This is a genomic window from Roseobacter sp. MED193 (genome assembly GCF_000152965.1).
In the GTDB taxonomy this organism is placed as follows: Bacteria; Pseudomonadota; Alphaproteobacteria; order Rhodobacterales; family Rhodobacteraceae; genus Pseudophaeobacter.
Genome location: NZ_CH902583.1, coordinates 1,795,002 through 1,807,355 on the forward strand (window position 1 = coordinate 1,795,002; position 12,354 = coordinate 1,807,355).

General features: G+C 57.6%; 10 protein-coding genes. 4 read left to right on the forward strand and 6 right to left on the reverse strand.

Annotated features, from left to right (window positions below):
- Positions 1–5: 5 nt before the first annotated feature.
- The 5 genes from MED193_RS10995 to MED193_RS11015 form a co-directional block, all read right to left on the reverse strand.
- Entirely contained in the window at positions 6–1,118 is a 1,113-nt protein-coding gene (locus tag MED193_RS10995) for an ABC transporter ATP-binding protein (protein ID WP_009809797.1), read from the reverse strand.
- A gap of 164 nt (positions 1,119–1,282) precedes the next feature.
- Positions 1,283–2,407 (reverse strand): extracellular solute-binding protein, encoded by a 1,125-nt coding sequence (locus MED193_RS11000; RefSeq protein WP_009809798.1) that lies wholly within the window; start codon positions 2,405–2,407, stop codon positions 1,283–1,285.
- Between the two features lie 283 nt (positions 2,408–2,690).
- Positions 2,691–3,530 (reverse strand): membrane protein, encoded by an 840-nt coding sequence (locus MED193_RS11005; RefSeq protein WP_009809799.1) that lies wholly within the window; start codon positions 3,528–3,530, stop codon positions 2,691–2,693.
- 63 nt (positions 3,531–3,593) lie between these two features.
- Positions 3,594–5,273: a Na/Pi cotransporter family protein gene (locus tag MED193_RS11010; RefSeq protein WP_009809800.1), complete on the reverse strand. Its 1,680-nt coding sequence runs from the start codon at positions 5,271–5,273 to the stop codon at positions 3,594–3,596.
- Between the two features lies 1 nt (position 5,274).
- A complete protein-coding gene (locus MED193_RS11015) occupies positions 5,275–6,081 on the reverse strand; it encodes a DeoR/GlpR family DNA-binding transcription regulator (protein WP_009809801.1) in 807 nt (268 codons plus the stop codon).
- Positions 6,082–6,288: 207 nt separating this feature from the next.
- Here MED193_RS11015 and MED193_RS11020 point away from each other — a divergent pair, with 207 nt between their 5' ends.
- Complete coding sequence (locus MED193_RS11020; protein WP_009809802.1) at positions 6,289–7,881, forward strand: sulfatase-like hydrolase/transferase; 1,593 nt, start codon at positions 6,289–6,291, stop codon at positions 7,879–7,881.
- A 78-nt stretch (positions 7,882–7,959) separates the two neighbouring features.
- Positions 7,960–9,222, forward strand: a complete 1,263-nt coding sequence (locus tag MED193_RS11025) for a glycerate kinase (protein ID WP_009809803.1) — start codon at positions 7,960–7,962, stop codon at positions 9,220–9,222.
- A gap of 6 nt (positions 9,223–9,228) precedes the next feature.
- Here MED193_RS11025 and hpaR read toward each other — a convergent pair whose 3' ends face one another.
- Positions 9,229–9,663: a homoprotocatechuate degradation operon regulator HpaR gene (hpaR, locus tag MED193_RS11030; protein ID WP_009809804.1), complete on the reverse strand. Its 435-nt coding sequence runs from the start codon at positions 9,661–9,663 to the stop codon at positions 9,229–9,231.
- A 160-nt stretch (positions 9,664–9,823) separates the two neighbouring features.
- On the opposite strand from hpaR, the gene hpaD reads away from it, so the two are divergent.
- Positions 9,824–10,804, forward strand: coding sequence for a 3,4-dihydroxyphenylacetate 2,3-dioxygenase (gene hpaD / locus MED193_RS11035; RefSeq protein ID WP_009809805.1), 981 nt, complete (start codon positions 9,824–9,826; stop codon positions 10,802–10,804).
- 84 nt (positions 10,805–10,888) lie between these two features.
- Positions 10,889–12,298: a pyridoxal-dependent decarboxylase gene (locus MED193_RS11040; protein ID WP_009809806.1), complete on the forward strand. Its 1,410-nt coding sequence runs from the start codon at positions 10,889–10,891 to the stop codon at positions 12,296–12,298.
- The last annotated feature ends 56 nt before the right edge of the window (positions 12,299–12,354 follow it).

Genomic DNA, 12,354 nt, shown 5'->3' on the forward strand with positions numbered 1-12,354 from the left:
ACCTCCTATTCAGTGGCCAGATCGCCAGCGGGCAAGGCCACAGCGTTCTGGACATCATATTGCAGGGTCATCGGCTGGCCCTTGTGGCTGTCAAAGGACTGGCCAAGGTTTGGCAAAGACACCTTCATTTCCTTGCCGCCTTCGCCTTCCATGAAGATATTGAAGCTATTGCCCTCAAACTCTTCGTTGGTGACGGTTGCGGTGACGAAATGATCACCCTGGGTGCCGGCGGGCGCCAAAGCAAAAGCCTCTGGGCGGATAAACATCATCGCGTCATCTCCGGCTTTCATCTTACCCTGATTGGCGGTGGAAATCCGCGCCAGCAAATCACCAGAGCGATTTGTCGCGATCAGCGCTTTATCGCCCTGTACCTGCTTCACAGTACCCCGGAAAACATTGTTCTCGCCAACAAAAGACGCGGCAAAGGCGGTTGAGGGATCGTTGTAGATGGTTTTACCGTCGCCGATCTGGTCGATCACCCCAGCGCGCATCACCGCGATGTTATCGGACATGGTCAGAGCCTCGCCCTGGTCGTGGGTGATGTAGATGAAGGTAATGCCCACCCGTTGCTGGATTTCGCGCAGCTCGGTCCGCATATGCTGGCGTAGTTTCAAATCCAGCGCCGATAGCGGCTCATCCAGCAGCAAAACGTCAGGTTCAGCGCAGAGCGCACGGGCAATGGCCACGCGCTGGCGCTGACCACCGGACAGCTCGGAAGGCAGCTTGTCGCCCTGACCCGGCAGCGCGATCATATCTAGCAGCTCATCGGCGCGCTTGCGGCGCTCCTTGGCCGAGGCACCTTTGATCTCCATCGAGAAGGTGATGTTTTCCCAGACCTTCATCAGCGGAAACAGCGCCAGGTTCTGAAAGATCAGCGCTGTGGGACGTTTGTTTGGACCAATGCCCTTCATGTCGTTGCCGCCGATCAGCACCTGGCCTTCACTGGGGTCCAGAAAGCCGGAAACAGCGCGCAAGATCGTGGTCTTGCCGCAGCCCGAAGGACCAAGGAAGGAAAAGAAATCACCACCCTTGATATGCACGTTTGCGTCGCGCACGGCGACAAAATCTCCAAAGCGGATCCAGAGGTTTTCAAGATCTACGCCGACCCCAGCACTCATGTGGTCTCTCCTCAGCTCGCACCTCTTGTGCCCGGTGGAGAATACCCCCGGCGCAAACAGGCTGCTCTGTTCATTCAGATGTGGTTCAAACGCGCCATGCGTCGCGGCATAGCCCGGCACTGGCCCCCAATACACTTGGGGACCAGTTCGATGTTCTCAGCGGATTAGGCGCTTTTGAACTTGTTGACGAACTCAGTACGTACTTCGGCGTACCAAGGCGCTTCAGCAGGCCATGGGTTCAGGTTGGCCAGGCTGTCGCCAGGATAGGCTTCGGCAAAGTTCTTCTTGTAGACATCACCTGAGAAGGAATCCGCGCCCAGAACCGGCGAATTGTAGCCGTGGCTGTCGATTGCCTTGCCTGCAGCTTCTTTGCCAAAGGCGTAATCGATGAAGGCATAGACCTGCTCTTCGTTCTTGGCACCAACGGGCATGGACATGCCGTCAACCCAGGCCATCGCACCCTCAACAGGGGCTTGATAATGCACGGGCTCACCAGCGGCTTTCAGCGCCAGCGGTGGACCATCCCAAGTCTGGCCAACAACAACGCCTTCGTTCAGCAGACCGTTTTTCTGCGTATCGGCATCGTTCCAAATCAGCTTGATGCGATCTTTGCGCGCCATGCACCAATCGGTGATTTTGCCCCAGACTTCACGCATGGTGTCTTCGTCACCATAGGCCGCCCAGACAGATCCAGGATCCATTTCGCCAGAGGCTTCCATGTAGAGACCGGCACCCAGCATCATCGAATGGGCACGGCCCATGGTTTTGCCGGCGTTTTCTTCGGACCAGACATCGCCGTAAGAAGGTGCATCACCTGAAGGCAGCCACTTGTCAGTCCGATAGGCAATGCCTTCGGTGCCCCAGATATGTGGCAACCAATGCACGCCAGCGCCTTCAAAGTTCCAAGCAGATGTGCCGATTTTGGCCATCGCAGGGTTGACCGCGTCGATGTTCACCTTGCTCATGTCGAAAGGCTTCAACAATTCCAGTGGCCCCCACTGCAGCGAGCGGTTGTTGGTGGGCGAGACAATGTCAAAACCCTGACCCTTGGTGGCCTTCATCTTGTTGATGATTTCCTCATTAGAGCCAATACCGGTGTAATTCACCTTGATGCCGGTCTTTGCCTCAAAGCCTTCGATGAAGGCTGGGGGCAGATAATCCGACCACATCAGAATGTTCACTTCACCCGAAGAGGCCAGCGCGCTTTTGGAATAGAGCGGCGCCGCCAGAGCAGCCGCACCAGCGCTTTTCAGCAGGGTCCGGCGCGTGACATTAGATTTGGTAGTCATATTCAAATTTCTCCCTAGTGGGTTTGTTGGTGTCGTTTTTTATTGTTTTTGGTATCTAAAAGAGTGCGGGGCATTGCGCCCAACAAACAGTGACAGTTTCAAAAACTGATAAGGCCAAAATGCCGAAACACACAAAAATATGGCTCCAGTTTCTGAATAGCTCCACTCGATTCTCCTCAACAGTCACACAATAAGGTGGTGTTGTAACAGGAGTTTGCGCCTCTCAGATCCTTCCGTCAATGCTAACAGCTGCTCATTGTAGCACCTCCCTTCCGAATGCCTTTCAAACAGACGATCCGATCATGGCAACTCCAATGGCCATGACCACCGCAGCCCCCAAACGTCGAATCCAGTTGCCTTCGCGCAGAAAGATAAATCCAATTAGGGCAGCAAAAATCACCGAGGTTTCCCGCAGGGCTGAGACTGCCCCAAGGGGCGCAAAGTTCTTTGCAAAGAGCACCAAGCCGTATGCCGTCATCGAGACAAAGCCGCCCGCAAGGCCGATAACCCAATGGCGTGTTGGGATCTGGGCCAGCACTCGGCGTCGGCGCAGGCCAATAAAGGCGGCAATAAACAGGTGGCCAAACGCTCCCCAGGCCCAATAGCTGAGGGTATTGCCCGACAGGCGCACGCCCAGTCCATCAACCAGAGAATAGAGTGAGATGCAGACCCCCGTTCCCAGTGCATAAAGAAGTGCCATCCGGCCAACCCCGGACTTCAACGCCTGCCAACTGCTAAGCTGGATACCAAGGCCAATCAGGGCGATGCCAGCCCAGGCCTGCAGCGGCAGGATTTCATCTGCAAATACCATTGCCCAAAGCGCCACCAGGGCCGGCACGATACCCCGCGCAATCGGATAGACCACGCTTAGATCGCCATGTTTGTAGGCCTGTCCCAACATGTAGAAATAGCCAAAGTGGATCAGCGTCGACAGAGCCACATAGCCAAGACTTTCCAGCTCGGGCAGCGGCAGATAGGCCACCATGACAGCCCCGGGAATGACATGGCCCAGCGCCACCAACCCTAGGGTGGTCGTACGGTCTGCTGCCGTTTTCACAATGGCGTTCCAGACCGCATGCAGTATGGCGGCAGACAGGATGATGGCGACAACAAAGGCTGTCATTCTAGGAATTTCCTCGTTTGTTCCGGTGAGAAATTGCCCAATTTAGAGCCTGTTCTTTGGGTCTCAACTTGCTTCCAAGTCTTCAATCAGCCGTGTTTCCAGCAACTGGCCATTCTTGTAGAGCAACGGATAGGAGACCGCCGCTACATGGCTATTGAACTCGCGCAGAGCACGCAGGGTTTCCAGGTGGATATCTGATGTATCAAAGCTATGGCGCTTATTGTTCTGCAATCGCTTGAGATGCCGTTTACGGCTATCACTCTCCATCCGCTTCAACTCGGTCTTTTCAGCGTTGAGCAAACGAGCGCTTTCCAGATCATCAGAGATGAGTACATTGGAGGCCAGTCGCAGATTGGCCAGGATCGCCTCATGCATATGCAGGATTTCCGTCCAGCCTTCACTGGAAAAGCGCAGATTTTTTTTGTTCAGCCGCGCGGCAAGGACCGCCAATCGCCGTGCTGCCACATCGCCAGCCGTCTCCAGGCGGATTGCATATTCCACCATCTCGCGGGCCTGTTTCAATTCACCTTCAGCAAAGCCTTCGCTTGGGATATCTGCAACATAGGCGCGAATGGCTGACAGGCAGCTGTCCACCTCTGGGTCCAGGGCTTGCAGGGATTTTATCTGCGCCGCATCACCGGTTTGGTACAGATCAGCCAGCGGGCGAAACATCGTCTCCACCAGCTCGCTCATCCGCAAGAGCTCTCGCTTGAGGTTGGCCAGCACCTGTGCAGGCGGGCCATACACCCCCGACTCAAGAGCGCTCACCCGTCCGCCCGAAAGGCCTGTTTCTACAGCGACCGGTTCAGCCATCAATACCCGCATCAGAGGTTCAATCCGGGCACAAAGTGGGAGCGCCAGCAGCAAAAGCGACCCATTGAACGCCAGGTGGACATAGACCAGCATCTGCCCCTCCGCTGCACCGCTCAGCCCCCTGTCAAGCAGCCCTGCCCCAAGGCCAGAGTTCACCATAACCAGACAGGCCAGTGCCCAGCTGCCGCGCAGACCAAGATTAGCATAGGGAATACGCCGCGCACTTTGGCTCATGCCGCGACTGAGCCAGACCGGAATGAAGCCAGAACCAAAATTTGCGCCCAGCACCAGGGATAGCCCTGCCTCAAAGGGAATGGCGCCAATCTGCACCAGGGTCACACACATCAAAATCGCCGCGACCGAAGAATGCATCACAAAGGCAAGCCCTGCTCCCACCAAAAAGGCAGTGATATAGTCCCGCGCCAAATAGCCCGCGACAGCAGGCAGAAAGGCACTGTCCCGGATCGGGTCCATAGCCTCCCGCAAAAAGCGCAGCGAGATCAAGATAAAGGCAACCCCCATCAAGATCCGTCCTGCCTGGCGGGTTTTCTTGCCCTCGGTTTTTACAAAAAGATAGCCGCCCAACGCCAAAAGCACGGGCACTAGCCAGTCCAGATCAAACGACAGGATCTGAATAATCAATGCTGACCCCAGATCGCCGCCCAGAACAATCGCCAGCCCTGTGGGAAAGGCAAGATAGCCGCCAGAGGCAAAGCCAGTCACCAGCAGCGTCACCGCCGCCGAACTTTGCAAAATCAGCGCCAGCCCAACGCCCACCCCGCCCGCATGCAACTGGCTTCCGGTACCGGTCAAGAGCCGTTGAAACGAAGCCCCATAGCTCCGTTCGATGCCTGTGCGCACCATACGTACGGCGAACAGCAAAAACATGGTGGCCCCGGCAAGGCTGATGAGAAAGGTTAGAATCGCCATATCACTGCCCCTCGGAGGCGGAGGAGGCCAGGATAAAGCTCACCCCCCAATCTTGCATGGCCCGGGCCAGTTTCTTTCCGGGTTCGCGGTCACTGACCAATTGGGTCAGCTGTTGTGGCTCAGGACCACGATGCGGCGCGCTTTCGGTGAACTTGGAATGGGTGGTGACCACCATGACCTCATCTGCGGCAGCGGTAACCGCGCGGGTCAGCTCTGCTTCGGCGGCATTGTGGAACAGCAAACCGTGTTTCGGCGACAGCGCATCGGCAGACAAAATCGCCAGATCAAAGGCAAAACGCCCTGCCTGCGCTTGGGCCACCGGGCCAAAGGTGCCACGATCATCACGGCACATCTCGCCGCCCAGCAGGTGCAACCGGTTGCCATTGTGATTGGCCAGAAGTTGCGCCACTCCGATGGAGTTCGTGACCACCGTCAGATTGCGCCGTTGTCGCAGCGCCTCTGCCACGAAAGAGGTGGTGGAACCCACATCCAGAAACACTGTCATACCATCGACAATCTGTGGCATGACCGCCGCGGCGATCTGCGCCTTTTCGTCTGGGTTTTCCCCCATTCGGCGGAAGAAGCTCGACCCAGTCTCACCTGCGCCCGCGGGCCCCACGAGATAGGCCCCGCCATGTACGCGCTCGACCGAGCCTGCCTTGGCCAGGGATTTGATGGTACGGCGCACGGTTTCCTCTGAAACATCCAGTATCAACGCAAGCTCAGTACTGCGCCCAGATCCACCCAGGCGGCGCAGGGTTTCCAGCAACTCGACCTCCCGGTGAGATAGCGAAGATGGGCGCGGCATTGGGCGAGACTCCAGAAGCAGACAAAAACAAAGCACTACCTGTCAGGTTAGCGCCAACAAATCAACTCAAAACCCACATTATCACATTTGTTCAGTCAAATTCGGTCAAAAACAGTCACAACCGATAGAAAACGCTCTTCCCAAATCACAGGGGACAGGCTTATCTGGCGCCAATGAGGCACCCCGTCTGTCAGAGGAATTCTGCATATGAGCAAAGATATCGCCCAGACAAAGAATGTATTGTTCATTCTGATCGACCAGCTAAGGGCGGATTGCCTGACAGGCGCCCTGGCCGCGCATGTTGCTCTACCCAATCTGCGCGACTTGATGTCTCAGTCGGTGACATTCGAACAGAACTACACTGTGGTGAACCCCTGCGGCCCCTCGCGCGCGTCGATACTGACCGGGCAATATGCGATGAACCACCGGTCGATTCGCAACGGCACCCCGCTGCGCCATGATATCCCCACCCTGCCCGGTGAGATGCGCAAAGCTGGCTATGTACCAATGCTCTTTGGCTATACTGACACCTCACGCGATCCGCGCGTGCACCACCCTATGGACCCGGCCATTCGCACCTATGAGCAGCACATGGAGGGCTTCCAGGAAATGCTGGAGATGCGGCTGGAGATGTCCTACCCTTGGCGGGCAGATCTTCTGGCTAAGGGCTATAAATTTGACGATTACTGGGACCTGCACAAACCGGTCTCTCCAACTGGAGGTGCGGCAAGATTAAATGATCCCGCCCTCTACACGGCCCAAGACAGCGACACCGCCTTTTTGACCGATCGATTTCTGGCAACCCTGCCAGCCTATAGCGACCAAAGCTGGTTTGCACATCTCACCTATATCCGTCCACACCCGCCACTGGTCGCACCAGCGCCCTACAATGCCATGTATGACCCTGCCAAACTTCCGCCGCCCCTGCGCCACGACAGGGTTGCAGATGAATGTGCCATTCATCCGTTCTTTGGCCCGACAACCCAGGCCTATACACCAGCTTCTACGGTTCTTAGCTTTCCGGACCTCGAACCGACCGATGAAAACATCCAGACCCTGCGGGCGCTCTATCTTGGCTTGGCGAGCGAGGTCGACACCCATATCGGCCGGGTGATGCAATTTCTCAGAGACAGTGAGCAGGAGGACAACACCCTGGTTGTGCTCAGTGCTGACCATGGTGAAATGTTGGGCGACCGCCACAGCTGGGGCAAGTTCACGACCTATGACGCCGCCTATAAGACACCGCTGATCATCCGCATGCCCGGAAATGCGGCGCGGGCGGGATCCGTGGTGCAGGATATCACGGAATCCATAGACCTCACCCCGACCATTCTGGACTGGGTTGGGCAGGCGGTCCCCAATTCTATGGACGGTGCCTCGCTGGTGCCATTACTGCGTAGTGAACCCCCGGCGAACTGGCGGCAGTATTCCTATTCAGAACTGGACTTTGGCGACCCCGAGGTGCCGACGATTTGGCAGAATATGCTGGGCACTTCGGTCGCTGAATCCAACCTCGCCATCCTGCGAGATGGGCGCTTTACCCTGGTGGAATTTGCCGCCAACCTGCCACCACTGTTGTTTGATCATAAAGGCGCAGGTGAGATGGAGAATGTGGCCCAGGACCCGCAACGGCAGGGAGATCTGATGCGGCTGACACGGCAGATGCTCCGTCACCGGATGCGCTATGCAGATCAGACCCTTTCCCTGCATTCCATCACAGCCCAAGGACCACGCCAGCAAAAACGTCAAAGGCCCGGAGACGCCTGCTTTCAATCAGACTCTAGGCGCCACTCACCTTGACCTCACTGCTAGGTTTCGGGCAGAACCACGATATATTTAGCGGTAACATCTCACTGTCCCCACAAGGCGAAGCCCCCGATGACAACCCTTCTTCAAGACGCCCATGCTCTGTTTGATTCAGCCGTAGCCCGCGCAGACCCTGCCCTGGCACTAAGAGAAACTTTGCGATCCACGCCCCTGTTGCCGCCATCGGATGGAGGGCAGGACTACCTGCTCGCACTCGGCAAAGCCGCTGTGCCAATGATGAAAGAAATGCTGCAGCATATCCCTGAACCGTGTCAGGCGCTGGTCGTGACCAATCCGGAAAACCTAGGGGCGCTGCCCGGCGTGCGGGTTTTGGCCGGATCACATCCGGTGCCCGATCAGGCCAGCGCCGATGCTGGTGCGGCCGTGATTGACTTCCTGTCACAGACGACAGAACAGGACCGGGTCATCGTGTTGGTCTCTGGCGGAGGCTCAGCGCTAATGGTCGCCCCTGCCGCTGGACTCAGCCTGGCAGATAAGGCAGCGGTCAACGCAGCATTGCTGGCTTCTGGGCTAGAGATCAACGAGATGAACCTTGTGCGACAGCAGCTGTCAGACCTGAAAGGCGGCGGGTTATTGCACCATGCCGCCCCAGCCCCCGTACAGGCTTATATTCTGTCAGATGTGATTGGCGACGATCTGCGTGCCATTGCATCGGGCCCCACAGTTTCTCCCTTGGGAGATAAGACCGCGGCGCGCGCCATCTTGCAGCAGGCAGCGATCTGGGACGATCTTCCAGCATCCGTCAGGACCCAACTGACCGCTTCCCCTGTGGAGGCGCAACTCCCAGAAGCGCACAACGCCCTCATTGGCTCCAACCGGCACAGCCTTGCTGCAATGATGGAGCGGGCCGCAACTCTTGGTTGGCAACCGCAGTTGGTCAGCGACCATCTTGTCGGTGATGTCACAGAGGCGGTAGAAACAATCCTGCAAGCTGCCAAGAATGCTCCCCTGGACCAACCCGTGGCCCTGATCTTTGGCGGCGAAACCACTGTGCGGCTTCGCGGCGACGGCCGTGGAGGGCGCAATCAAGAGATGGCCCTGCGCATGGCCCACCGCGGTGCAACCGAGCTAAGCGGCGATTGGCTGTTCCTGTCAGGCGGTACGGACGGGCGCGATGGTCCAACCGATGCCGCAGGGGGTATCGCGACGCCTCAAACATGGGCAAATATTTCCAAAACCGGCGTGGACCCTGGTGCTCTGCTGGCCAACAATGACAGCTATGCCGCGCTCAAGGCCGCAGAGGCCCTGCTGATCTGTGGCGGCACCGGGACCAATGTAGCGGATGTTCAGGTGTTCTTGCGTCGGGCAGGTTAAACTGTCCTAGAGCTCGATCTCGTCAAGATCGTTCAAAAGATCCAAGAGCGCCTCATAGCGCTCCTCCCCCATTTTTTCGCGGGTTCGGTCGACGATTGCAATGCTGGCCGCGATATTGGCTTCGATGATTTTTTCCCCTGCAGCAGTAATGCGGATGATTTGGCGGCGTCTATCGACCTTGTCTCGTTCGCGACTGATCAGCCCTTTCTCGTCTAGCTTTTGCAAGATCCGCGTCAGGCTGGGCAGCAACAGGCAGGCCTGATCGGCGATCTCGGTTGGGTCGATACCGGCAGTTTCCTGCACCACCCGCAGAACCCGCCACTGCTGTTCTGTGAGGTCCACATCACTCAGCAGGTTACGAATGGGCCCCATCACCCGCTCGCGGGCGCGTAGCAGGGCGATGGGCAAAGAGCGGGCAGTCGAAGGCAATCTGTTTTTCATACCCGTTTATCACCCATATTCCTGACCAAAGGCAATTGCAGGCGGGATTTTTCAGCATTTGACAGCACGCCTCAAAAAAGCTACACATGTTAACCACAAGAGCGGAGCCTTCCTTTTCTCCCGCCCCCTTCGTCCGGATCCCTCAGCAAGGAGTCTGCCCATGCCCGTTCCCGCCCACGTCCTTTATCCACCCTTCAATATCGTACGGCTCTCTCATGTAGAGTACCGCGTCACCGATCTGGCGGCCTCGCGCAAATTCTATGTTGAAATCCTCGGCCTACAGGTCACACAGGAAGACGAGAGCCGTGTCTATCTGCGCGCTATGGAAGAGCGTGGCCATCACTGTATTGTGCTGGTTCAGGCAGGCAAGGCCGAAGTCGGCGTGCTGGGCTTTAAGCTCTTTGATGAGCCTGACCTCGACAAAGCCGCCGCGTTCTTTGCGGACAAAGGCCTGCCAGTAGACTGGGTGGAGCGCCCCCATATGGGCCGCACCCTGCGGACCCGCGATCCCTGGGGTATCCCGCTGGAGTTCTACGTCAAGATGGAGCGGTTGGAGCCGATCCACCAGAAGTACAAGCTCTATAACGGGGTGAAACCTCTGCGCATCGATCATTTCAACATGTTCTCAGCGGATGTGGATGCCTCTGTCGCCTTTTACAACGAGATCGGTTTCCGCGTCACGGAATACACCGAAGACGAGGAAAGCGGCAAGGTCTGGGCTGCCTGGATGCACCGCAAGGGCGGTGTGCATGATGTGGCCTTTACCAATGGCACCGGGCCACGCCTGCATCACTCGGCTTTCTGGGTGCCGACACCGCTCAACATCATCGACCTGCTCGATCTGATGTCCACCACCGGCTACGTCGCCAATATTGAACGCGGCCCGGGCCGCCATGGCATTTCCAACGCATTCTTCCTATACGTTCGCGACCCCGACGGCCACCGGATTGAAATCTATTGCTCTGACTACCAAACCGTCGATCCCGATCTCGAAGCGATCAAATGGTCCCTAAAGGACCCGCAACGCCAGACACTCTGGGGCGCACCCGCACCGCGCAGTTGGTTTGAGGAAGGTTCGGCCTTTGAAGGTGCCAGCACCAAGGAAAGCGCGCTCAAGGCGCAGCCGATTATTGCACCCTAACAGGACATTAGGACAATCCCCGACCCATCCATGAGGAGGATCGGGGGCTGTCCGGGCAATGGCCCGAACACTGGAGTTTTGAAGATGAAATGGGATGAATTCTCGGGCTGGGGTCGCCGTATTGCCGACTGGGCGCAGGACTATCACTTGACGGTGGGCGACAAACCGGTTCGCGCCAATACTGAACCCGGCGATGTGCTGAACGCCCTGCCCGCCATCCCGCCCGAGGATGGGGAGGGCATGGAAGCGATCTTTGCCGATTTCGAAGAGATCGTGATGCCCGGGATCACCCATTGGCAACACCCACGCTTCTTTGCCTATTTCACCTCAAATGCCGCTGCCCCCTCGGTTCTGGCGGAATTCCTGACCTCGGCCATCGCGCCACAATGTATGCTCTGGCAGACCTCACCAGCTGCAACCGAGATGGAAACCCGGATGATGGACTGGCTGCGCCAGGCGCTGGATCTGCCCAGCGAATTCCAGGGCGTCATCCAGGATTCGGCCTCCTCAGCTACGCTGGCGGCGGTGCTGACCATGCGCGAAAGGGCCCTGAACTGGCAGGGCAACCAACAGGGGCTGTTCGCCCAGAAACCCCTTCGAATCTACTGCTCCTCCGAGGTGCATACCTCGGTGGATCGTGCCATCTGGGTCGCGGGCATTGGCCAGCAGAATCTGGTGCGGGTGCCGATAAAGGGCGACTGGCGCGGTATGGACCCTGTCGCACTGCGCAGCGCCATTGAGGCTGATATCGCCGCCGGGTTACAGCCCGCCGGGTTGATCCTTTGTGTGGGCGGCACCGGCACGGGCGCCACGGACCCGGTAAAGGACTGCCTGCAGATCGCCGAAGACTACGGGCTTTACAGCCATATCGACGCTGCCTGGGCGGGATCCGCGATGATCTGCCCCGAGTATCGCCACTATTGGCCGGGAGTCGAGCGCGCCGACAGCATCGTCTTTAACCCGCATAAATGGCTGGGCGTGCAGTTTGACTGCTCGGCGCACTTTCTGAAAAATCCCGATGATCTGGTGCAGACGCTCGCCATCAGCCCTGAGTATCTGAAAACCCATGGCAAAGATGGTATCATCAATTACTCCGAATGGTCGGTGCCGCTGGGTCGACGTTTTCGCGCACTGAAGATCTGGTTCCTGATCCGTACCTATGGCCTGGAAGGGCTGCGCGCGCGGCTGCGCAATCACATCAACTGGTCACAGCAACTCCATGACAGGCTTGCGTTAGAGCCTGATTTTGAGATCGTGACACCGCCGATGTGGTCGCTCTGGACTTTCCGCTATGCCCCCGAGGGCGCACCGGATCTGGATGACCTGAACCTGAGATTGGTCAATGCCATCAATGATGACGGCCGTATTTACCTGACACAAACGCGGGTCGACGGCGCTCTGGTGATCCGCTTTCAGGCAGGACAGTTCGAAACCACCGAGGCCGATGTGATGATGGCCCATCGCGTCATCACCGAAATTGCCGCAACGCTTTGAACGATCCCGCCCCTCTTCCTTCTTCTGGCTGCGACTTGCAGCGGGGAGAGAGCCGC